Raw genomic sequence first — 21271 nt, 5'->3', positions numbered from 1 at the left:
TAAGAGGGGGCCAAACCGATGTCAACGGCGCGCCGCCAAAGGCCGCCACGCCGCGCCGAGAGCTCGCACGAGGCCGCTCTGCAACCCATCTCGCGGCTTGGTATCCGGGCCCATTTCGCACCGAACCGCAAAGGACGGTCTTTGCCATGACTTTCGATCTCAGACTGACGCTCGCAGCAAGTGCTGTTGCTCTCATGACCTTCGCCACGCCGGCTTTCGCCGCCGAATCCGACGTCGTCGCCAAGGTGGGCGACAAGGAGATCACCGAGCGCGACCTCATGGCCGCCGCCGGTGCGATTGGCCAGCAGTTCGCCCAGATGCCGCCGGAGCAACGCAAGCTGGCGTTGCTGTCCGCCCTGATCGACATCAAGGCCCTCGCCCAGGAGGCGGAGAAGGCCAAGCTCCAGGACGAGCCGGATGTCGCCACCGAGATCGCCTTCCAGCGCGAACGCGCGCTTCACAACGCCTATTTCGCCAAGAACGGCGTGGCGGCAGTGACCGACGAGGAGCTCAAGGCGCGCTACGACAAGGAAATCGCCTCGGTCGAAGCCAAGCAAGAGGTCCACGCCCGTCATATTCTGGTGAAGACCAAGGAAGAGGCCGAGGCGGTGATCAAGCAGCTCGACGAGGGCGGGGATTTCGAGGCGGTGGCCAAGGAGAAATCCACCGGCCCGTCCGGCCCCGAAGGCGGCGACCTCGGGTTCTTCGGCGCCGGCCAGATGGTGCCGGCCTTCGAGAAAGCGGCGTTTGCAATGGAGCCGGGTACCTACACCAAGGAACCGGTGGAGACCCAGTTCGGCTGGCATGTGATCAAGGTCGAGGAAAAGCGCGAAGCGCAAAAGCCGAGCTTCGAGCAGATCAAGGATCAGGTGCGGCAGGTGGTCCTGCGCGAGAAGTATATGGAACTGGTGCGCGATGCCCGCGCCGCGCTTTCGGTCGAATATGTCGACCCTGAGATGAAAAAGCAGGTCGAGGCGATCGAGAAGAGCATGGAGCCCGGCGCCGCGCCCGCTACCGAACCGGCCGCGAAATAGCGGTTGTTGCCCGTGAGCCGTCCGTTCGATTCGCCGGTTTCGATCGCGCCAGGATCGGCGGATGGCCTCGGCTTCGGCGCGTCCGCACCGGTATTGGCGGACGACCGTGATGCGGCTGGTTTATCGCGCCGCCGAATGCCGTTCTTTCCCTTTTGCAACCGATCTGTCCCGGTGACGATATGACTACGACCGTCTCGCCGCTTGCCCCTACTACCTTCGCGACCCTGCCTCCGATCGAGGGGCTGCGGATCGCGACGGCCGCCGCCGGCATCAAATATGCCGGACGCACCGACGTCCTCCTGATGACGCTCGATGGACCGGCCGCGGTCGCTGGTGTCTTCACCACATCGAAATGCCCGTCTGCGCCGGTGGATTTTAGCCGTGAGAGCCTTCGCGGCGGCGTTGCCCGGGCGCTGGTCGTCAACTCCGGCAATGCCAACGCCTTCACCGGCAAGAAGGGGCGCGAGGCGACGGAGATGACCGCCGCCGCCGCCGCGGCGGCGGTCGATGCATCGCCGCAGGACATCTTTCTCGCCTCGACCGGGGTCATCGGCGAGCCGCTCGATGCCGGCAAGTTCACCGGCCTCCTCGCCGGACTGGCGGAACAGGCCGCCGGCAACGGGTGGCGCGAGGCCGCTGACGCGATCATGACCACCGACACCTACCCCAAGTTGGCCACGCGGCAGGTGACGATCGAGGGGACCGTCGTGACGATCAACGGCATCGCCAAGGGCGCCGGCATGATCGCGCCGGACATGGCGACGATGCTGTCCTTCGTCGCAACCGACGCGGCGATCGCGTCGCCGGCGTTGCAGGCGATGCTGACGGAGGCCGTGGCTCCGAGCTTCAATTCGGTGACGGTCGATAGCGATACCTCGACCTCCGACACGCTACTTCTTTTCGCGACGGGCGCCGCCGCGCGGCGCGGCTGCCCGGAAATCTCCGATGCCGACGACGACCGCGTCGCCGGCTTCCGCCAAGCGCTCGGCGATCTCATGCTCGATCTCGCGCGCCAGGTCGCGCGCGACGGGGAGGGCGCACGCAAGGAGATTCAGGTCACCGTCGAGGGCGCGACCAGCGACGCGGCCGCCAAGCGCATCGCGCTGTCGATCGCCAATTCACCTCTGGTCAAGACGGCCGTAGCCGGCGAGGACGCCAATTGGGGCCGCGTCGTCATGGCCGTCGGCAAGGCCGGCGAAGAGGCCGACCGGGACCGGCTGACCATCCATTTTGGCGGCGTTCGTGTCGCCGAGGGCGGCGCGCGCGATCCCGACTATTCCGAAGCCGAAGCCTCGGCCGTGATGCGCGGGGCCGAAATCCCGATCCGGGTCGAACTCGGCCTCGGAACCGGACGTTGGACGGTCTATAGCTGCGATCTGACCAAGGACTATGTCGCGATCAATGGCGATTACCGAAGCTGAGACGATGCGCCAGCTCGCCGTCGTTCGGCGGCTCGAGGCGGCCGGTTTCCGGGCGTGGCCGGCGTCTTCGACCGCGTTCGACGGCACCTGGGCGGTGCGCCTGACCGCCTCGTTTCCCGCCAAACGCCTGAATTCCGTCAATCCGCTCGATCCATCCGACAATTCCGACATCGCGCAGCGCGTCGCGCGTGCCCGCGAGTCGTTCACGCAATTCGGCCGCGCGATCATCGTCCGGCAGTCGCCGTTGGCGCCCCCCGAACTCGTCAATTATCTCGACGCTGAGGGATGGGAGCGCTTCGACGAGTCGATCGTCATGACGGCGGACCTGACCCAACTCGATCTCAGCGCCTCGATCGAACGGATTCCGATCCGCGACACGGCGCGTTATGTCGAGGCCAGCCTTCAAGTCCACGAACGCGCGTCGACCCTGCGTACGGGGCTGACGGATATACTGGAGGCGATCCGACCGCCGACGGGCTTGTTCGTTCGCGAGAACGAGGCAGGAGCGCCGATCGCGGTGGCGCTCGCGATCCACGACAACGATCTCGCCGGCCTTCTCGACGTGGCTGTCCATCGTCGCGAACGCCAGAAGGGAATCGGTCGCGACCTCGTCGCAACGGCGCTGCGCTACACGGTCCACAAGGGCTCCAGGACGGGCTGGGTGCAGGTCGAGGCCGCCAACGCGGCGGGTCTGTCACTTTATCGTTCGCTCGGCTTTTCGGAAGCCTATCGCTACGTCTATCGCGCGCCGCCGGGCGGAACGCGATGATGTCGGCAGAACGTCGCCTGCTCCTCGTCGTCGCCTGCGCGCTGATCGATGCCGACGGGCGCCTGCTCATCGCCGAGCGTCCAGCCGGCAAGCCGCTCGCCGGCTTGTGGGAATTTCCCGGCGGCAAGGTCGAGCCCGGCGAGACGCCGGAGGCGACGCTGATCCGCGAATTGCACGAGGAGCTGGGCATCGTGACGAAGGCGGCCTGTCTGGCGCCACTGACCTTCGCCAGTCATTCCTACGACGACTTCCATCTCCTCATGCCGCTTTACATCTGCCGCCGTTACGAGGGCATCCCGGTCCCGCGTGAGGGGCAGCGGCTGAAATGGGTCCGCGCGACGCAGCTTCGCGACTACCCGATGCCGCCCGCCGACGAGCCGTTGATCCCCCATCTGATCGATCTGCTCTGAGGGCGGGCGGGAAAAATCGTTACACAGCCGTGAAAACGCACTGAGTTGCTTAAGAGCTTTTTCATTGTAAGCACGCATATTGATCCACGAAGCTTACCAGCTTTGTGAGGAAACGATGCGCGATTTCGAGGCTGATGACGAACTGGGCGGCGGACGCCGCGCGCCCGACTCCATCACGGAACTTCGAACCGGACTGTTCCGGGCGACGCTGCTGTTCGGATCGATCGCGCTGGCATTGGCCCTCATTGTCGCGCCGGCCGCCAAACGGGGGGCCGACTACGTCGCGTCAACCGCCCAGATCGACAGGATGGCAACGGGTTCCATCGGGTCGTCGAACCGGTACACCGTGCGGCGGAGCGTGCTGCAACGGTCAGGCGCGCGGCCCTGCGTGATCTTCTCGGATGGCGGGAGTACCGGCGCGTGCTGAACTGGCCACGGTCGCCTCGTCAGCCAGGACGCGCGCGCAAAGCGGCGAAGAAGCTTCTCCATGACGTCAGCGGGGCAACCGCCATCGAATACGTGATGATCGCCGGGCTGATTTCGATTGCGATCGTCGTGGCAGCCACCGGGATCGGCACGTCGGTCGTTTCCATGTTCGGCGGTGTTTTGGCGGCGTTCTGACCGTCAGGCCGCGCGCACCCTTGGTAATCGATAGTCATACCGAATGCGGCGGGGGCCGGTCGGAAGCGATTGGTCTGGCCCTCAGGTCAGATCGTCCGACTTGTCCTTGAGCGCCGCGGCGAGGCTTGTCCGGGCACTGCCTGGCCGCAGGGGCTTTTGCTGGCTGTCGTGCGGCCGCCAGCCGGACAGGTAGACGATGTCGAACGTGGCGCGAATGCGTCCGTCGGGATCGGCGAAGCGCTCGGCGTAGATCTCCGCCGCCCGCAGGAACAATCGCCGCGAGGCCGGACGACGGGACCGCTCGACCAGCATGTTGGCCATGCCCATGGCCCGCAAATCCGCCATCAGATCGAACAGCGTGTCGTAACGCACCGTCAGCCGATCCTGATCGGCCACCGGCAGCGCGAAACCGGCCCGTTGAAGCAGGCCGCCGGCATCGCGCACATCGGTAAATGGCGCGACCCTCGGCGAGACGCCGCCGGTGATCTCGGCTTCGGCCGCCAGAAGGGCGGTCCGAAGCTCCGACAAGGTCTCTCCGCCGAGAAAGCCGCAAAGGAAGAGACCGTCCGGCCGGAGCGCCCGCCGGATCTGGACGAGCGTGCCCGGCGTGTCGTTGGTCAGATGCAGCGACAGCGTGGAAACGACGAGATCGACGCTGTCGTCGGCGAGCGGCAGGGCCTCCTCGTCGCCGACGCAGGCGAATTCTTCTCCCTCCAGCAGTGCCGCCAGCCGTTCGATCCGCACGACCCGGTCGGCCTGGCCGCCGGCGCGAAGCCGCGCCGCCATTTCGCCGGTGTGGCCGCCCAGGTCGACGGCGACCGCAAAACGCCGTTCGACCAGCGACAGCCGGTCGCCAAGTTCGTCGGCGATCGCCCGCAGCAAAAAGCCGGCGCCCTTCGGCGGCTCCGCGTCAAGCCAGCGCTGCCGCCGACGGTCGAGCAAAGCCCGATCGAAAACCTGGTGATCCAAAATATCCGGCATGATCCCTCAGCGCTCTGTCGAAGGTGACCGCGACAGCGCTTGTAGCTGACGGCGGGTGGCGTATCGTCAAGGGGACGGGGGCCATCCCTGTCGTCGAGGTGACCCGACCGGTCGACGAGTCAACCGGGGGCACCCGGGCTGGAGGGCAGGACGAGGCAATGAGCCCATTCAAGCGCGGCACCGGAGCGGTCGGCAACGCGATCGGCCAATTGCTGTTTCCACCGGTCTGTCCGGGATGTCAGGCGGCCGTCACAGGAGTGGACACCGTTTGTCCGGCCTGCTGGGCGAAGCTGCGCTTCATCGAGCGGCCCTATTGCGAGGTTCTGGGGCTGCCCTTCGCCTATGATCTCGGCGAGGGGTTCCTGTCGGCGGAGGCCATCGCTGATCCGCCGCCCTTCGCCCGGCTGCGGGCCGCGGTGATCTACCAGGATCTTTCCGCGCGCCTGGTCACGGCGCTGAAATACGGGGATCGTACCGATCTGGTGCCGCTGATGGCCGGATGGATGGCCCGTTCGGGCGCGGAGCTTCTCGGCGACGCCGATGTCGTGGTCCCGGTTCCGCTGCATGCCGGCCGGCTGTGGCGGCGCCGGTTCAACCAATCCGCCGAAATTGCCCGGCTGCTCGCCCGCAACGCCGACATCGCCTTCGCCCCACTGGCGCTGAGGCGGGTGAAGCCGACCCGCAGCCAGGTCGGGCTGGGATCCCGCCAACGGCGGGACAATGTTCGCGGTGCTTTTCGCGTCATCGACACGCGCCGCGTCGAGATCGAGGGGCGGCGCGTCCTCCTCGTCGACGACGTCTATACGACGGGTGCAACCGCAGCGAGCGCGACACGGGCGTTGAAGCGGGCGGGCGCGAGGGATGTCGATGTTCTGACTTTCGCAAGGGTTGCGGCCGGCATGGAGTGAAGCCATATGCTTTCGGGCTCATAACCAGGAATGTGATCCGATGCCGGACGTCACCATCTATACCCGTCAGTTCTGCGGCTTTTGCAGCCACGCCAAGCAGCTTCTCGACCAGAAGGGCGTAGCCTACGAGGAAAAGGACGCCAGTTCCTCTCCGCAACTGCGTCAGGAAATGTACCAGCGGGCGAAGGGGGGCGCGACCTTCCCCCAGATCTTCATCGGCGAAACCCATGTCGGTGGCTGTGACGATCTCTACGCACTCGAGCGCGCCGGCAAACTCGACGCCCTGCTTACGGCGTGACACGATGTCGCTGACCGTTGGAGCCTTGTCATGACCGTTTTTCGCGCCGCCGTCCTGCAGATGCGCTCAGGGCTTGAGCCGCAGGCCAATGCCGAGGCCCTCGAAGGCCTGGTCCGCGAAGCCGTGACCGAGGGCGCGTCCTATCTGCAGTCACCGGAAATGACCGGCATGGTCCATCGCGACCGCGCCGAGCTGATGAACCGACTTCGCTCCGAGGACGACGACCTCCTGGTCGCCACGGCCGGCCGACTCGCCAAGGAGCATTCGATCTATCTGCATGTCGGCTCAACAGCCATCGCGGCTGGCGATGGCAAGGTGGCCAACCGGGCTTTCCTGTTCGCGCCCGATGGCAGCCGCGTCACCACCTACGACAAGATCCATATGTTCGACGTTGATCTCGACAATGGCGAGAGTTGGCGCGAATCGAGCACCTACCGACCTGGAACGCGCGCGGCACTGGCTGATCTCAGCTTTCCCGATGGCGGTGCGCGGCTCGGCTTCGCGATCTGCTACGACATGCGGTTTGCGCATCTGTTTCGTGAAGAGGCGCTGGCCGGTGCCGAAATCCTGACGGCGCCGGCCGCCTTCACCCGCCAGACCGGCGAAGCCCATTGGCACGTTCTTTTGCGCGCCCGCGCGATCGAGAACGGCGCCTATGTGGTGGCGGCGGCGCAGGGCGGACGGCATGATGACGGACGCGAGACCTTTGGCCATTCGCTGATCGTCGATCCGTGGGGCCGGGTGGTCGCCGAGGTTGCCGGTGCCGAGCCGGGGATCGCGATCGCGACGATCGACACAGCCGAGGTCGCAGCGGCGCGGGCGAAAATTCCCAATTTGCAAAACGCGCGCGCCTTCGTCGTCGGCGATGAGATAGCGCAAATCCGCGTGACCGGCTCGCTCGAGGCGGCAGAGTGATCAGCTTCTCGCTCCGCTGCCGTCCCGCGGCCCATGCGTTCGACGGCTGGTTCAGGTCCGGCGAGGATTTCGAGCGGCAGGCCTCCGCCGGCTTGCTCGAATGTCCGATCTGTGGGGCGTCCGACGTCTCGAAGGCGTTGATGAAGCCCGCGGTTGCCGCCAGCGCAAAGATGAAGGCTCCGGGCGCCGTCGCCGGGGAGCCGTCCCAGCCGGTCGGGGAATTCGCCAACGCCGAGGCGGCGAAAGCGATCGCCAAGCTTCAGGCGATGGCGCGCGAATTACGGGCGAAGTCGGATTATGTCGGGCCGAAATTCGCCGAGGAAGCGCGGCGCATCCACTACGGCGAGAGCGAGCATCGCCAGATCTATGGCGAGGCCTCGGCGCGGGAGGTCAAGGGCTTGAGCGAGGAAGGCATCGCCGCCTTTCCGCTGCCGGGGCTTCCCGAGGACAAGAATTGACGCTGTCGTGCCTGCGCCGTCAGCCGCGCGCCGTGCGGGCGAGGGTCACGCCCTTGCGACGCGACGCGGGGTCGCTGTCGTCGAACAGACCGACTTCCGTCGCCTGGCTATAGAGGAGATCGCCCTTGGTGCCCGCGATCAGTCTGAGATCGCGGAGTTCGCACAGCGCGGCGACCTGAAACGCCAGTGAGCGAAGATGGACGCGATTATAGCAGAAAAAGGCCAATCTTGCCCGCGATGAACCCGGGATTTCCTGGATCAGGGCCTGTTTGGTCCGGCTGTCCGAGCGTAGCAGCAGAGCGAGAATCTCCAGATGGATCGGACAACTCGCCTCATTGGGTATGTTGTCTGTTTGTGCCGCGACCATCTCGCCCTCCAAAGTTCGCTACTCTACACGTGCCGGTTCCCGTCAGATTTCATGTCTGTGGTTGTGCACGCAAAGCGCGCCCGCAACAGAACAATGCAACCGGAAGCTTGCGCGCAGCTTGCTTGTCGCGACGGTCGCTGATTATCCACCGTTTTTCCTCAGAGGCTTAGGCGTCCGGGCGCCGCGCCAGCACCATGTAATTGACGTCGAGATCGCGGGAGCGGCGCCATGCGTCAGCCAGCGGATGGTAGACGACGCCCGCCTCATCGATCATCGAGAGCCCGGCCCGCTCGACCGGTGCCGCGATTTCCTCCGGCCGCACCAGCTTGGCGTATTGATGGGTACCCTTCGGCAGCCAGCCGAGCACATATTCGGCGCCGACGATCGCGAAGCCGAGCGCCTTGAGGGTCCGGTTGATCGTCGCCACGAACAACAGGCCCCCCGGCTTCACCATCTGAGCGCAAGAAGTCAGGAACAGCTCGACGTCGGCGACGTGTTCGACGACTTCGAGGGCCAGAACGACGTCGAAACGCTCGCCTCCCGCCGCGATCGCCTCGGCGGTCGTCGCGCGATAGTCGATGGCGAGGCCGCTCTCGGCGGCGTGGATCTTTGCCACCTCGATATTGGTTTCCGATGCGTCCGCGCCGACGACACTGGCGCCGAGCCTTGCCATCGGCTCGCAGATCAGGCCGCCGCCGCAGCCGATGTCGAGCACCGCGAGACCCTCGAAGGGGCGTCCGCTTCGCACGTCGCAGTCGAAATTCATCGCCAGCTGTTCGCGAATATATTCCAGCCGAACCGGGTTGAACTTGTGCAGCGGCTTGAACTTGCCGGCCGGATTCCACCATTCCTGGGCGAGGCGCGAGAAGCGCTCCACTTCGCCTGGGTCGATCGTCGTCTGCCGCGCCTCGGTCATTGCGTCTGCCCCGTCGATTGATGGCCGCGCCGATCTGTTCGTCGTCGCGTCGCCGGCTTCAGTATTTCAGGGCTCAACTTTCGGCGCTACCGCACGAAGTCAAGCCTTCTTCTCCCTCCTGCAGCCGGTGGCGTCGAGATATCCGGATAGGCGTGTGGGGGAGGAGGGCGAGTGCCAATTTCGAGCAAAGCCTGGGACGGCGCCGTAGAGTCTCCCGTCGACATCTGTTTTGGCGTTGAAGTGTATATGCGGGCGATCCGAGTCATTCTCATTATATTTTAATAAAACTTTAGTGAAAAATGATTCGCGCTCGAGTCATTCATTTCAATTTGATTCTATACGTCAAAGGAGGGTGCGCGAAAGATTCATTGCCGCAGGGCGGAACGCAAAAGAATTCTGCCCGTTTGCAGTGATGAACTTGGAGAAATGGCGTGTTGTTGAAGCTGTGATGCCGATCACCAAATGTCAGGGAAGGGCTGTCACAGTCGTTCCGGTAGATCGCCTGGACCATTTCGTCCATGCGGGCCGGCGGCGCGGTGCGTTGTGCGGACTTTCCCCTGTTTCGCGTCTCATCCTGCGGGCATCGATTGCGACTTGCGCGGTCGTTCTGGCCCAGTCAGGAGCCGCGCAACAAGCACGTTTGTCCGCGTCCCAGGATTCGCCGAAAGCCGTTGTCGCTCTTTTGGAGGCTGCCGAGCAGCCAGGAGCGCGCCCGGTCGCCGTGAGTCCTGTCGATCGACGCATCGCGCAGGCTTTCGCCGTCTCCGCATCACGCCCCCATGTCGAGCGGGGACTGGTCGCAGTCGATGTTGCGGATTCTCCGATCTTCAGTCTGCGTATAGTTCTTTCCAAGCCACAGGCGGAGAGCGAGCGCAGTCCTGCTCCTGTGCCTGCGGCACGGTACGCCGCTTCCGACCCCAGATTGCCATTCACCTACATCCTTCGCGAACCTCTGGGCGCGCTGGACGGACCGAATGCTCCGATTGCAGATTACGTCGCGGCTTTCGCGCCGCAGGAGGGGCTTCCCTCTGGTGCGATTTCCCCGCTCGCCGACGCCCCGACGCTGACGCCGGGAACCGCGGTGCCTGTTCCCACAGGGCGGCCAGAGTGGAACGCCTCCAGTGCAGCCGTAACATCGCCGGATTCGGGTCGCTCCGCCGCGCCGGCGAAGGTCGCCCTACCGGCCCGGAGGGTCAAAGGCCCGGCCAGTCCAGCCGATCGGCCTCGCGAGGTGACGGCCCAGGCCCGACAGGCCAGCAATACCGGCTCCGTCGCGCCCGCTGTTGCTGAGCCCGCCGCTCGGCGGAAAAAAGCCCAGCCGCAAGCAGCGGTGCCGCCGGTGCCCAAACTTCCCGATTCGCTGCTGCCGACGCGACCGCCGGCGAACTGAACAATGACATCATGGAGCTTTCCAATGACGAGACCCGGTATCGTTCTTGCTGCCGCTGCCATCCTTTTGTTTCCCGCCACCGCTAGAGCGATCGACGTCGGCGCGGGCGGCGTGAGTGCCAGCGGCGGCCCGTCGGGCGGTGCGTCCGCCGGGGTCTCGGCAGGCGGGGTGTCGGCTGGCGCGTCGATAGGCGGCGATGGCGGAGGCGTTTCGGCGAGCGGTGCCGGAGTTGGAGTGAGCGCGGGGAGCAGCGGTGCCGTCTCTGCTGGCGCGTCGGCTGGCGGTACGTCCGCAGGGGTTTCGGCCGGTGGCGGTGACGCATCTGCCGGCGTATCGGCTGGCAGCTCTGGAACGAGCAGCGCTTCCGGAGCCGCGGCGGAAAACGCCGCCTCGCCCGGCCCGCAGGCGACCGGTGCTGACCCCACGATCGTTTTGCCTCGGTATCTTCGCCCAACAAGTGGTGGAGAGGCCGCTTTGCTCACCCGCGATGAGGCCTCGTCGGCTTCCATCCAGCAAATCGCCGGTACGCCTCGCCGCGTCCTCGGGGCCTGCAAGAAGTCCGTCGCGCAAGCCGCCCTGCCATACGGCTCCACCGAGGTGACCGTCAGGAGCTATGGGCAAATGAAGAGCCTGAAGGATGGTGGTTATCTGGCGCCTCTATTCACACGGATCACGTATAAGCGCCGGGGCGGGTACGAGGTCAGACAGGCTCCAATCTGGTGCCAAATCGATGCGAAGGGCACTGTCAGCAGCCTCCTCGACAAGGCTTGAAGACCGTCGCTCGCCCGGCGGCAGAGGCACCGGGTGAGGCACGCGCTTGGCGTCCGGCGCGTCGTTCCCCTGGGTGCTGTTCGCAAGCCGGGTAACGATTTGGCTCAAGCCTCCGTGGAACAGGGAAACGAGCCTTGTTGTTTGAGCAGAGGTTCCAGCCTCGACGGCACATCAGATGTTTCGCAAGACAGAAATCGCAAATTCCCCGGACGTAGCTTCGATCTTCGATCCGGCGGGGTCCGGCGCGCCAACACCTGGTGCGACGACGAATGTCGTTCATCGTCCTTCGTTGTTCGCCACGAACCCTACGGCGCTCGACCTACGCCCGTTGGTCGCCGTCCCGGCGCGGGACGAAGCAGAGCGGCTTCCGGGGCTGATCCGCGCTTTGGCCAAGCAGAGCTGGCTTAGGCGTGGCGTTGCACGGCTGGATGTCGTGCTCATTTTGAACAATTGTCGCGACGACTCGCTTGGGGCCGCTCTGCGGGAGGCGGAAAAGCATGCGGGCATCGCCCTTCATGCGGTGACGGTCGCATTCGAACCGGTCGACGCCCATGCCGGCTCGGCGCGGCGGCTCGCATTGGACACGGCCCGCGCGCTGTGCCCGTCGGATGGGAGTGGCGTCTTGCTGACGACCGACGCCGACGCCGTACCTGCGAACAATTGGATCGAAGCCAATCTGGCTGCGATCTCCCAAGGCGCCGATCTCGTCGGAGGACGCCTGATCGGCAATGTCGACGAGGAAGCCTTGCTTGGCCCGGCGTTTCTCCGCCGCGCGCGCGATCAGCAAGAGTTTGCCATGCTAAGCGACCAACTGACCGCGATCGTCGACCCGCTGCCGCATGATCCGTGGCCGCGCCATCACGACCATACCGGCGCAAGCCTTGCGGTGAAGGCCGACGTGTATGATCGGGTCGGTGGGCTGCCGGCATTGCCTCGCCGGGAGGACCTTGCCTTCGTGACGAATGTCCGTTCAAGCGGCTTCAAGGTGCGGCACGCGCCGGAAGTCATCGTCGAGGTCTCGGCGCGTTTGTCCGGTCGCGCCGCTGGCGGAATGGCGGACTGTCTGAAGCAATGGGTCAAGGCGACACAAGCCGGCGATCCGCATCTGGTGGAGGCTCCAACGGCGATACTGGAACGCGCGCGGCGCCGCCGACTGTTGCGGACGCTCGGTGATTGCGATGCGGCGTCGCTCGCCACGGCCGCCATGCGTCTTTCCATTCTGCCGGCCGACCTCCACGATTCGTTCGGGCAGCTGCTATCGCCGCAGGAACTGGTGGAACGCTTCGCACCCGAGGCGCCCGACGCGATCGCGACCGTTCCGGTCAGGGCGGCAATCGACGAACTGGACGGGCTGATCCGACGTTTCGGGGGCGCGTCCCGTGCGGCATGATCTGTACGAGGCGGCGCAACTGGAGGAACTTTCTGATCGTCTCGCCGCCCTTGCCGCGGCGCGAGACCGGGACGGCGAGTTTCCCCATGAGGCGTTCGCGGTGCTGGAATCGCGCGGCTACTCCACGCAACCGCCGGTCGGCTCTGGCGAAACGGCGAAGCTGCTGCGGCTTCTGGCCGCGATTGGCCGCGGCGATCTCAGCACCGGCCGGATTTTCGAGGGGCATGCCAACGCGTTGCTGCTGGTCTATCGCTACGGGACGCCGGAACAGGCCGCAGCGTATCGCGCCAAGGCGGAGAGGGGGGAATTGTTCGGCGTCTGGAACACCGACGCTCCCACCGACCCGCTGCGGCTCGAAGAGGGACACTATGCCGGCAAGAAGAACTACGCTTCCGGCGTCGACGGCTTGTCGCAGGCGATCGTGACGATGCCGACGGCGGGAGGACGTCAGATGATGTTGGCTCCGCTCGACGCCGCGTCGATCGACCGCTCTTGGTGGCGCCCGCTCGGCATGCGCGCTTCGGGCAGTCACATCATCGACCTGACCGGGGTGTCCGCCGACGCCGATCATGTCCTCGGGCAGCCGGACGACTATGTCCGGGAGCCGTGGTTCAGCGGTGGCGCCATCCGCTTCGCCGCCGTGCATGTCGGCGGCATGCATGCAGTGCTTGATGCCGCGCTGGCCCATCTGACCAGCACCGGGCGAGCCGGTGACCCCCACCAGCTGCATCGCCTGGCGCGCATGGGGATCGCCGTCGAGTCGGGCTATGGCTGGATCGACCGGGCCGCCGGCGCCTGGGACGCCGCCGAGAGCGGGCGGGCCGACGATGAGGCCCCGGCGCAGGCGCTTCTGGCCTATGCCAACGCGACGCGATCCGCGGTCGAGGCGAACGCGTTGCAGGTTCTGGAAACGGCGGAACGAGCCGTCGGAGCCGCGGGGTTCAATGCGCCGCATCCATTGGAACGACTGGTCCGCGATCTTCGGACCTATCTGCGTCAGCCGAACCCGGATGGCGCGCTCCGATCCTTAGGCGAAGCGATGGCGACGGGCGACTGGCATCCCGGCGCGGTGCCGCGGACATGACCAACACGGGAGTTCCCCAGGCGTTCGCAGCCGCGCGAATCCTTGTCGTCGCGCCGCATCCCGACGACGAATCGCTCGGCTGCGGCGGAGCGATCGCCCGCTCTGCGGCGCTCGGGCGGCAGACCCACACGATCTTCGTCACCGACGGCGGCGCGTCGCATCCCGGCTCCGCAACATGGTCCCGGGAGCGGTTGGCGGCCCAGCGCGAAGTCGAAGCGTCGAATGCCTTGGAATGCCTCGGCGCCGGCGACCATCCGCGCAGCTTTCTGCGTTTGCGGGACGCCGATATGCCGGCCGAGGACACTGCGCTTTGGCGCGAAGCCAAGAGCAAGGTTGTGCAGATCGTCAAAGATTTTCGTCCTGACCTCGTCCTTCTGCCTTGGCGGCGCGACCCGCACCGGGACCATCGCGACAGCTGGGGGCTGGTGACCGCGGCCCTGACGACGGCGGCCCAGCAGCCCTTGCAGCTCGAATACGCGATCTGGCTCGACGAACTGGGCGCGGCGGACGCTCGGCCCCGGGCGGGCGAGATGGTCGAACGGCGCCTCGACATCACTTCGCATCAGGCGGCCAAGCGAGTGGCCGTGGCCGCGCATGTCTCGCAGACGAGCGAGTTGATCGCCGACGACCCAGACGGCTTCCGGCTGAACCCTGCGACCATCGCGCGTCTGACCGGACCCGAAGAGATCTACTGGCAGCCATGCGAAAGGTGATCGACGTCGCGGGATTCGAGGCGCTGTTCGCCGCCGATCCGGACCCTTGGCGCTATGCTGCGGCACCGTTCGAGCACTACAAGCGCGGCGTGCTGCTGCGGGCTTGCGGCTCGCATAGCTACGGCAGAGGGCTGGAACTCGGCTGTGCCAATGGCGAAACCACGGCGGCATTGGCTGACCGGTGCCTGCGCCTGACCGCGACGGACGGCTCGGCGACCGCCCTGGACATTGCCCGGCGCCGCAATCGAGGGCGAGATCGGGTGAAATTCGTGCAGGCCGTGCTGCCGGAGGCAATGCCCAGAGGGCCATTCGATCTGATCGTCGTCTCGGAAGTGTTCTACTACTTGTCGCCGGAGGCGCTCCGGCATTGTCTGCTGGCACTCGAACAGGCGATCGCACCGGGCGGGCGGATCGTCCTCCTCCATCACATCATTCCCTTCGACGATGCGGCCACCTTGCCGGCGCGCGCCACCATGATGGCCAATCGATTCCTGCGTCGGCGCTGGCGGCTGCGATTTCATTACCGCAACGCCCGCTATGTGGCTCTCGCCTTCGATGCGGGACCAAAGCGCGTCGTCTCGGGCCACGCGCGAGGAAGCCGGGGATGAGGCGCGGTCGAACCAGAGCTGACCCCCGATCCTTTTGGCGGCAGAGCGCTAGCGAGCCGCCAGCAAGGTTCCAACCGACGTCCCCCGATTGCAGTTGCGGGCCGCATCGGCTAGGGAACGCCCGCTTAACCCTTACTGGGCATTTCAAGAACGCGCCGTGACAAGCGTTCGCCGCACCCGTCACCGATCGGACCCCTGGGGCTCGGTCCCCCAAGACAACGAACCCGTTTTCATGGCCCGTCTCGTCCTCAAATTTGGCGGAACCTCCGTCGCCGACATCGACCGCATCCGCAACGTCGCGCGGCATGTCAAACGTGAGGTCGACGCGGGCCACGACGTCGCCGTCGTCGTCTCCGCCATGGCCGGCCGGACCAATGAGCTCGTCGGCTGGTGCCGCGAGGCCTCGCCGATCCACGACGCGCGCGAATACGACGCCGTCGTTGCGTCGGGCGAGCAGGTGACGGCCGGCATCCTGGCGATCACGCTTCAGGGGATGGGGGTCAACGCGCGCTCCTGGCAAGGCTGGCAGATCGCCATCAAGACCGACGGCGCCCACGGCGCGGCCCGCATCCAGGAGATCGACGCGTCCGACATCATCCGGCGGTTCGAGGACAATCAGGTCGCGGTGATCGCCGGTTTTCAGGGGATCGCGCCGGACAACCGCATCGCTACGCTCGGCCGCGGCGGCTCCGATACATCAGCCGTGGCCGTGGCCGCGGCGCTGGGCGCCGATCGCTGCGATATCTATACCGATGTCGACGGGGTCTACACCACCGATCCGCGGATCGAGCCCAAGGCGCGGCGCATGGCCCGCATCTCCTTCGAGGAAATGCTGGAAATGGCCTCACTCGGCGCCAAGGTGCTACAGGTCCGTTCGGTCGAACTCGCCATGGTGCACAAGGTGCGCACCTTCGTGAGGTCTTCTTTCGACGACCCGGACGCGCCCGGCATGGGCGATTTCGACAACCCGCCGGGAACGCTCATTTGCGACGAGGATGAAATCGTGGAACAGCAGGTCGTCACAGGGATCGCCTACGCCAGGGACGAAGCACAAATCTCGCTGCGGCGAGTGGCCGATCAGCCAGGTGTCGCGGCGGCCATCTTCGGGCCGCTCGCCGAGGCCGGCGTGAATGTGGACATGATCGTCCAGAACATCTCCGAATCGGGCGCCTCGACGGACATGACCTTCACGGTCCCGGCCGGCGATCTGGGCAAGGCCACTGCCGTGCTCGACAAGGCCAAGGCGGAAATGCGCTACGACGCGATCCAGAGCGAACAGGGGCTGACCAAGGTCTCGGTCATCGGGGTCGGCATGCGCAGCCATACGGGTGTTGCCGCCACTGCCTTCAAGGCGCTGGCCGAGCGCGGCGTCAACATTCGCGCCATCACCACCTCCGAAATCAAGATATCGATCCTGATCGATGGCGATTACACCGAGCTTGCAGTTCGCGCTCTGCATTCGGTCTATGGCCTCGATAAGGGGTAATGTCTTGGGGCGGCGCGCCGAATCGTGCCATCGAGGACGCCAAGGCACTTTTCTTGGCGGTCACGGCTCATTTCCCCAATGGGGTTCTCGGCGAACCTGAGTATGTGATCTTGTAGGGACAGGCCGTGGCGTAGCCGGACTGGATCGGTTGCGACGCTTTGTCGGCCCCTGAAACGGAAGACCGCGTTGTTGAGAAGCGACATGTCAGGCCCGCGCGTTCTCATGCGCCGCATCCGGGAGCTCATGGCCGAGCCTCTCGACGCGCAGGTGCGCCTCGACCAGATCGTCCGCTCCATCGCCCAGAACATGGTGGCCGAGGTCTGCTCGCTCTACGTGCTGCGCGCCGACGCGGTGTTGGAACTCTATGCCACCGAAGGTCTCAATCCGGCGGCAGTCCACCTCGCCCAGCTCAAGCTTGGCGAGGGCCTCGTCGGCACGATCGCGGCGACGGCGCGGCCGCTGAACCTGTCCGAGGCGCAAAAGCACCCGGCCTTCACCTATCTGCCAGAGACCGGCGAGGAGGTTTACCACTCCTTCCTGGGCGTGCCGATCCTGCGCGCTGGCCGGACCCTCGGCGTGCTCGTCGTCCAGAACAAATCCGCGCGAATCTATCGCGACGAGGAATCCGAGGCGCTGGAGACGGTGGCGATGGTCGTTGCCGAGATGATCGCCGCCGGCAGTCTGGAGGGCTTGCAACGCCCCGGTGTCGCGCTCGACCTGTCGCGGCCGGTCAGCTTCGATGGTGCTGCCCTGTCGGATGGCATCGGCCTGGGCAAGGTGGTTCTGCACGAGCCGCGGGTCGTCGTCACCAACCTGTTCAATGAGGACACGGAAGCGGAGGTCGAACGCCTCGACAAGGCGCTCTGCATCCTCAGGGTGTCGATCGAGAACATGCTGTCGCGCCGGGACGTGGCTGGCGAAGGCGAGCATCGCGCCGTTCTCGAGGCCTACCGCATGTTCGCCCATGATCGGGGCTGGGTGCGCAGGCTCCAGGAAGCGGTTCGCAACGGACTGACCGCGGAAGCCGCGGTCGAGAAGGTGCAGTCGGACATGCGCGCCCGTATGATGCACATGACCGATCCGTATATTCGCGAGCGGTTGCATGATTTTGACGATCTTGCCAACCGGTTGCTGCGCCAGCTGATCGGCCGCGACGACCACGCCGGGGCGGAGAATGCCGACGCCATCATCGTCGCGCGTTCGATGGGCGCGGCGGAGTTGCTCGACTATCGCCGGGACGACATTCGCGGGCTGGTGCTGGAGGAGGGCGCTGCGACCAGCCACGTCGTCATCGTCGCGCGAGCGCTGGGAATTCCCGTCGTGGGCCAGGTCAAGGGCGCGGTCTCGATGTCAGAGAACCGCGATTCGATCATCGTCGACGGCGAGGACGGCAGCGTTCATCTGCGTCCACCTCCGGAACTCGAGGCGCTGTATTCCGACAAGGTGAAGTTCCGGGCGAAGCGCCAGGAGCGCTATCATTCGCTGCGCGATGTGCCGACCGAGACCAAGGACGGCGTGCCGATCAGCTTGCAAATGAACGCGGGCCTTCTCGTCGACCTGCCCCAGCTCGACGCTGCAGGCGCGGAAGGCATCGGCCTTTTCCGCACCGAACTCCAGTTCATGGTCGCTTCGACGATGCCGCGTGCGCGCGATCAGGAGCGGCTCTATTCGGCGGTCATGGATGCGGCCAACGGCCGGCCGGTGACGTTTCGCACGCTGGATGTCGGCGGCGACAAGGTGTTGCCTTATCTCAGCCAGTCGCCGGAGGAAAATCCGGCGCTGGGCTACCGGGCGCTGCGGCTTGCCCTCGACCGTCCCGGCTTGATGCGCACCCAGCTGCGGGCGTTGCTCAAGGCGGCCGCCGGGCGCGAACTGCGCGTCATGTTTCCGATGGTGACGGAGGTGTCGGAGCTCAGGCAAGCGCGCGAGATGATCAGCCGCGAGTTCAAGCATCTGACGCGCTTCGGCCATGTCATGCCGAAGCGGCTGAAGGTGGGCGCGATGATCGAGGTGCCGGGGCTTTTGTTCCAGCTCGACGAGCTGATGGAAGTGCTCGATTTCGTGTCCGTTGGCTCGAACGACCTGTTCCAGTTCTTCAATGCCGTCGATCGCGGCAATGCGCGTGTCGCCACGCGCTTCGACGATTTGTCGGCGCCGTTCCTGCGGGCGTTGAAGTCGATCGTCGATGCCGGGCAGCGTCACGATGTCCCGGTGACGCTGTGCGGCGAGATGGCCGGTCAGCCGCTCTCGGCGATGGCGTTGATTGGACTCGGCTTCCGCTCCATATCCATGGCACCGCCCTCGATCGGTCCGGTGAAGGCGATGATTGTCGAACTGGAGGCGGAAAAGCTTTCCGAGGCGCTGGCGCAGCAACTCAACGGCAGCCAACTGGCGGCCAGTCCGCGACAGCTTCTCGTCGATTTCGCGGAAGCCAATGGAATCCCGTATTAGCGGACCGCAGTGATCGGCGGCACGCCCCGCCTCTTCGCCGCGGCATGGGCCGCGCTCCATTCACCTTGACATCAGCTTCAGGACATTATGGCGACGCTGCCGAATTCGACCCTTGATGAGATCCTGGCCCGCTTTGGTCATCTCGAGAACGAGATGGCCAAGGGGCCGGCGCACGACGTCTATTCCAAGCTCGCCGCGGAATATTCCGGCTTGGAGGCGGTGGTCGCGGCGATCCGCTCCTATCGCAAGGTGGAACGGGAACTCGCCGATTCCCGCTCGCTGCTGGACGACCCGACCGCCGATCGCGAGATGCGCGACCTCGCCGAGGTCGAGATCGACGAATTGAAGCAGCGTCTCGACCAGCTCACGGACGAGATTCGTATCCTGCTGCTGCCTAAGGACGCCGCCGACGAAAAAGGGGCCATCCTGGAAATCCGCGCCGGCACAGGCGGGTCCGAAGCGGGGCTCTTCGCCGGCGACCTGTTTCGCATGTATCAGCGCTATGCTGAGTTGAACCGCTGGAAGGTCGAGCTCCTGTCGGCGAGCGAGGGCGAGGTCGGCGGCTACCGAGAGGTGATCGCCTCGATCCAAGGGCCCGGCGTATTCTCACGGCTGAAGTTCGAATCAGGCGTGCATCGGGTGCAGCGCGTTCCCGCGACCGAATCGGGCGGCCGAATCCATACCTCGGCCGCGACCGTGGCGGTCCTGCCAGAGGCGGAAGACATCGACGTCGACGTGCGCGCCGAGGATATTCGCATCGACACGATGCGCGCCTCGGGCGCCGGCGGCCAGCACGTCAACACCACCGATTCGGCCGTTCGCATCACCCATCTGCCGACCGGCATCGTGGTGACATCGTCGGAAAAATCGCAGCATCAGAACCGCGCGCGGGCGATGCAGGTGCTGAAGGCGCGCCTTTTCGATCTCGAACGCCAGAAGGCTGACGACGAACGCTCCGCCGCGCGCAGGGGACAGGTCGGCAGCGGCGATCGCTCCGAGCGCATCCGCACCTACAATTTTCCGCAAGGCCGCGTGACCGACCACCGTATCAATCTGACCCTTTACAAACTCGATCGCGTGATCGAGGGCGAGATGGACGAACTGGTCGGAGCCCTGGTCGCCGACCATCAGGCCCACCAGCTTGCCGCCGTCGGCGTGGATGACTGAGGCGGCCGACAGGCTGGGCCCGTTGCTGCGCCACGCTATCGAGCGCCTGCGCGCGGCCCAGTCGGCAACGCCGGAGTTCGACGCGCGCCTGCTCATTGCCGAGTGCGCGGGCCTCCCACTGGGAGAGGTTCATTCCGCGTCCGCCCTGACGGTGTCGAGCGGGGCGGTGGCGTGCCTCGAATCGCGCCTCGCCAGACGGCTCGCCGGCGAGCCCGTTCATCGCATCCTCGGCCGCCGCGCCTTCTACGAGCACGAGTTCGAAATCTCTCCCGACACCCTGGAGCCGCGACCGGACACGGAAATTCTCGTCGACGAGGCGCGCAAGGCGATGGCCGAGATTATCGACCGGCGCGGGGAATGTCTCTTCGCCGATATCGGCACGGGGTCGGGTGTCATCGCCGTTTCGCTGCTGGCGCTGTTTCCGCGGTCGCGGGCTCTGGCGATCGATATCTCGCCAGGCGCGCTCGCAACCGCATGCCGCAATGCCGAAGCGGCGGGCGTTGCCGACAGGATGCAGCCTGTCCTGTCGGATTATCTTGCGGCGGCCGGCGGCCCCCTTGATCTGGTGCTGTCGAATCCACCATATATCCGGAGCGGCGATATTCCGTCCCTGGCGGTTGACGTGCGCGAGCATGATCCGCTGGCAGCCTTGGACGGTGGCGAGGATGGGCTGGATGCCTATCGTGCGATCGCGGCGGGAATCGACGCGGTTTTGCGGCCCGGCGGCCGCGTGATCGTCGAGATTGGCCTGGGGCAGGAAGACGACGTGGCGGCGATATTTGCATCACAAGGGTTGCATCTCCACGTTTGCACACGCGATTTTTCCGGTGTGGTTCGCGTCCTGAGTTTCGGCCGGGAGGAGAAACCGCTGTCAGAGCAGGAGGGGGATCGCGCTTCGATCCAGTGTTGACCGCCTTAATTGTTGAAAAGGCACTTGTTACGGCGCGCGTTACCCTCTAGGGTCGCCGCCAGTACGGAACATCCGAGGGGGCAGTTCCTTTAGGCGCCGCTCGACGGCAGCCCACAGGACGCTCGAGATGACTGGTAGGTCGTCCGTCAAGCCGGCGTGAGGGTATCGCCAGGCACAACCGATTTTAACCTCTCTATGTTGGC

The 21271-nt window shown here is 65.6% G+C and carries 22 protein-coding genes; 19 read left to right on the top strand and 3 right to left on the bottom strand.

Annotation, left to right across the window (positions count from 1 at the left end; genetic code table 11):
• Positions 1–146: 146 nt before the first annotated feature.
• From VQ045_RS13905 to VQ045_RS13880, 6 genes are all read left to right on the top strand, one after another.
• Positions 147–1034, top strand: coding sequence for a peptidylprolyl isomerase (locus tag VQ045_RS13905; protein WP_331830532.1), 888 nt, complete (start codon positions 147–149; stop codon positions 1032–1034).
• A 179-nt stretch (positions 1035–1213) separates the two neighbouring features.
• Positions 1214–2455, top strand: coding sequence for a bifunctional glutamate N-acetyltransferase/amino-acid acetyltransferase ArgJ (argJ, locus tag VQ045_RS13900; RefSeq protein ID WP_331830531.1), 1242 nt, complete (start codon positions 1214–1216; stop codon positions 2453–2455).
• Positions 2436–3224 (top strand): GNAT family N-acetyltransferase, encoded by a 789-nt coding sequence (locus tag VQ045_RS13895; protein ID WP_327624719.1) that lies wholly within the window; start codon positions 2436–2438, stop codon positions 3222–3224. The genes argJ and VQ045_RS13895 overlap by 20 nt, the downstream gene beginning before the upstream one ends.
• On the top strand, positions 3224–3634 hold the full coding sequence (locus tag VQ045_RS13890) for a (deoxy)nucleoside triphosphate pyrophosphohydrolase (protein ID WP_442872912.1): 411 nt from the start codon (positions 3224–3226) through the stop codon (positions 3632–3634). The genes VQ045_RS13895 and VQ045_RS13890 overlap by 1 nt, the downstream gene beginning before the upstream one ends.
• A 115-nt stretch (positions 3635–3749) precedes the next feature.
• On the top strand, positions 3750–4061 hold the full coding sequence (locus VQ045_RS13885) for a hypothetical protein (RefSeq protein ID WP_327624717.1): 312 nt from the start codon (positions 3750–3752) through the stop codon (positions 4059–4061).
• Positions 4055–4255 (top strand): Flp family type IVb pilin, encoded by a 201-nt coding sequence (locus tag VQ045_RS13880; RefSeq protein WP_327624716.1) that lies wholly within the window; start codon positions 4055–4057, stop codon positions 4253–4255. The genes VQ045_RS13885 and VQ045_RS13880 overlap by 7 nt, the downstream gene beginning before the upstream one ends.
• Positions 4256–4336: 81 nt before the next feature.
• On the opposite strand, the gene VQ045_RS13875 is transcribed toward VQ045_RS13880, so the two are convergent.
• The gene (locus VQ045_RS13875) at positions 4337–5236 is read right to left on the bottom strand and encodes a class I SAM-dependent methyltransferase (protein WP_327624715.1); all 900 of its coding nucleotides are present in this window, start codon (positions 5234–5236) and stop codon (positions 4337–4339) included.
• Positions 5237–5394: 158 nt separating this feature from the next.
• Here VQ045_RS13875 and VQ045_RS13870 point away from each other — a divergent pair, with 158 nt between their 5' ends.
• From VQ045_RS13870 to VQ045_RS13855, 4 genes are read left to right on the top strand one after another with little or no spacing between them, the layout of a single operon-like run.
• Positions 5395–6144, top strand: coding sequence for a ComF family protein (locus VQ045_RS13870; protein WP_327624714.1), 750 nt, complete (start codon positions 5395–5397; stop codon positions 6142–6144).
• 40 nt (positions 6145–6184) lie between these two features.
• Positions 6185–6442 (top strand): glutaredoxin 3, encoded by a 258-nt coding sequence (gene grxC, locus VQ045_RS13865; protein WP_327624713.1) that lies wholly within the window; start codon positions 6185–6187, stop codon positions 6440–6442.
• A gap of 30 nt (positions 6443–6472) precedes the next feature.
• The gene (locus tag VQ045_RS13860) at positions 6473–7357 is read left to right on the top strand and encodes a carbon-nitrogen hydrolase family protein (RefSeq protein WP_331830530.1); all 885 of its coding nucleotides are present in this window, start codon (positions 6473–6475) and stop codon (positions 7355–7357) included.
• Positions 7354–7815: a DUF1178 family protein gene (locus VQ045_RS13855; protein WP_331830529.1), complete on the top strand. Its 462-nt coding sequence runs from the start codon at positions 7354–7356 to the stop codon at positions 7813–7815. Before VQ045_RS13860 ends, VQ045_RS13855 begins: the two co-directional genes overlap by 4 nt.
• Before the next feature lie 19 nt (positions 7816–7834).
• Here the strand turns inward: VQ045_RS13855 and VQ045_RS13850 are convergent, their stop codons facing one another.
• Both VQ045_RS13850 and ubiG read right to left on the bottom strand, forming a co-directional pair.
• Positions 7835–8182 carry a hypothetical protein gene (locus VQ045_RS13850; RefSeq protein ID WP_327624710.1) on the bottom strand — a complete coding sequence of 116 codons (348 nt, stop codon included), beginning with the start codon at positions 8180–8182 and terminating at the stop codon, positions 7835–7837.
• Positions 8183–8348: 166 nt separating this feature from the next.
• A complete protein-coding gene (gene ubiG, locus VQ045_RS13845) occupies positions 8349–9098 on the bottom strand; it encodes a bifunctional 2-polyprenyl-6-hydroxyphenol methylase/3-demethylubiquinol 3-O-methyltransferase UbiG (protein WP_331830528.1) in 750 nt (249 codons plus the stop codon).
• A gap of 1864 nt (positions 9099–10962) precedes the next feature.
• Between ubiG and VQ045_RS13840 the strand changes: the two genes are divergently transcribed.
• From VQ045_RS13840 to prmC, 9 genes are all read left to right on the top strand, one after another.
• Positions 10963–11259, top strand: coding sequence for a hypothetical protein (locus VQ045_RS13840; RefSeq protein WP_327624707.1), 297 nt, complete (start codon positions 10963–10965; stop codon positions 11257–11259).
• A gap of 175 nt (positions 11260–11434) precedes the next feature.
• On the top strand, positions 11435–12649 hold the full coding sequence (locus VQ045_RS13835) for a glycosyltransferase (protein ID WP_331830527.1): 1215 nt from the start codon (positions 11435–11437) through the stop codon (positions 12647–12649).
• Positions 12639–13733, top strand: a complete 1095-nt coding sequence (locus tag VQ045_RS13830; protein ID WP_331830526.1) for an acyl-CoA dehydrogenase family protein — start codon at positions 12639–12641, stop codon at positions 13731–13733. Before VQ045_RS13835 ends, VQ045_RS13830 begins: the two co-directional genes overlap by 11 nt.
• Positions 13730–14446 (top strand): PIG-L deacetylase family protein, encoded by a 717-nt coding sequence (locus VQ045_RS13825; protein ID WP_331830525.1) that lies wholly within the window; start codon positions 13730–13732, stop codon positions 14444–14446. Before VQ045_RS13830 ends, VQ045_RS13825 begins: the two co-directional genes overlap by 4 nt.
• Positions 14434–15054, top strand: a complete 621-nt coding sequence (locus tag VQ045_RS13820; RefSeq protein WP_331830524.1) for a class I SAM-dependent methyltransferase — start codon at positions 14434–14436, stop codon at positions 15052–15054. Before VQ045_RS13825 ends, VQ045_RS13820 begins: the two co-directional genes overlap by 13 nt.
• 232 nt (positions 15055–15286) lie before the next feature.
• The gene (locus VQ045_RS13815) at positions 15287–16540 is read left to right on the top strand and encodes an aspartate kinase (protein ID WP_331830523.1); all 1254 of its coding nucleotides are present in this window, start codon (positions 15287–15289) and stop codon (positions 16538–16540) included.
• 201 nt (positions 16541–16741) lie between these two features.
• Positions 16742–18991 carry a phosphoenolpyruvate--protein phosphotransferase gene (gene ptsP, locus VQ045_RS13810; RefSeq protein WP_442879870.1) on the top strand — a complete coding sequence of 750 codons (2250 nt, stop codon included), beginning with the start codon at positions 16742–16744 and terminating at the stop codon, positions 18989–18991.
• Positions 18992–19078: 87 nt separating this feature from the next.
• Complete coding sequence (gene prfA / locus VQ045_RS13805) at positions 19079–20158, top strand: peptide chain release factor 1 (RefSeq protein ID WP_327625934.1); 1080 nt, start codon at positions 19079–19081, stop codon at positions 20156–20158.
• Complete coding sequence (gene prmC / locus VQ045_RS13800; protein ID WP_327647549.1) at positions 20151–21068, top strand: peptide chain release factor N(5)-glutamine methyltransferase; 918 nt, start codon at positions 20151–20153, stop codon at positions 21066–21068. Before prfA ends, prmC begins: the two co-directional genes overlap by 8 nt.
• Positions 21069–21271 lie beyond the last annotated feature (203 nt).

The sequence above is a fragment of the Aurantimonas sp. E1-2-R+4 genome (genome assembly GCF_036549515.1).
GTDB classification, from domain to species: Bacteria; Pseudomonadota; Alphaproteobacteria; order Rhizobiales; family Rhizobiaceae; genus Aurantimonas; species Aurantimonas coralicida_A.
This window is presented reverse-complemented; position numbering and strand designations above follow the sequence as displayed.

Coding starts and splice junctions, on each gene's coding strand:
- VQ045_RS13860 (WP_331830530.1), top strand. CDS start 6,473: ATGACCGTTTTTCGCGCCGCCGTCCTGCAGATGCGCTCAGGGCTTGAG.
- VQ045_RS13825 (WP_331830525.1), top strand. CDS start 13,730: ATGACCAACACGGGAGTTCCCCAGGCGTTCGCAGCCGCGCGAATCCTT.
- VQ045_RS13885 (WP_327624717.1), top strand. CDS start 3,750: ATGCGCGATTTCGAGGCTGATGACGAACTGGGCGGCGGACGCCGCGCG.
- ubiG (WP_331830528.1), bottom strand. CDS start 9,098: ATGACCGAGGCGCGGCAGACGACGATCGACCCAGGCGAAGTGGAGCGC.
- prfA (WP_327625934.1), top strand. CDS start 19,079: ATGGCGACGCTGCCGAATTCGACCCTTGATGAGATCCTGGCCCGCTTT.
- VQ045_RS13850 (WP_327624710.1), bottom strand. CDS start 8,182: ATGGTCGCGGCACAAACAGACAACATACCCAATGAGGCGAGTTGTCCG.
- VQ045_RS13820 (WP_331830524.1), top strand. CDS start 14,434: ATGCGAAAGGTGATCGACGTCGCGGGATTCGAGGCGCTGTTCGCCGCC.
- VQ045_RS13835 (WP_331830527.1), top strand. CDS start 11,435: ATGTTTCGCAAGACAGAAATCGCAAATTCCCCGGACGTAGCTTCGATC.
- VQ045_RS13870 (WP_327624714.1), top strand. CDS start 5,395: ATGAGCCCATTCAAGCGCGGCACCGGAGCGGTCGGCAACGCGATCGGC.
- argJ (WP_331830531.1), top strand. CDS start 1,214: ATGACTACGACCGTCTCGCCGCTTGCCCCTACTACCTTCGCGACCCTG.
- VQ045_RS13905 (WP_331830532.1), top strand. CDS start 147: ATGACTTTCGATCTCAGACTGACGCTCGCAGCAAGTGCTGTTGCTCTC.
- ptsP (WP_442879870.1), top strand. CDS start 16,742: ATGTCAGGCCCGCGCGTTCTCATGCGCCGCATCCGGGAGCTCATGGCC.
- VQ045_RS13815 (WP_331830523.1), top strand. CDS start 15,287: ATGGCCCGTCTCGTCCTCAAATTTGGCGGAACCTCCGTCGCCGACATC.
- VQ045_RS13895 (WP_327624719.1), top strand. CDS start 2,436: ATGGCGATTACCGAAGCTGAGACGATGCGCCAGCTCGCCGTCGTTCGG.
- grxC (WP_327624713.1), top strand. CDS start 6,185: ATGCCGGACGTCACCATCTATACCCGTCAGTTCTGCGGCTTTTGCAGC.
- VQ045_RS13875 (WP_327624715.1), bottom strand. CDS start 5,236: ATGCCGGATATTTTGGATCACCAGGTTTTCGATCGGGCTTTGCTCGAC.
- VQ045_RS13890 (WP_442872912.1), top strand. CDS start 3,224: ATGTCGGCAGAACGTCGCCTGCTCCTCGTCGTCGCCTGCGCGCTGATC.
- prmC (WP_327647549.1), top strand. CDS start 20,151: ATGACTGAGGCGGCCGACAGGCTGGGCCCGTTGCTGCGCCACGCTATC.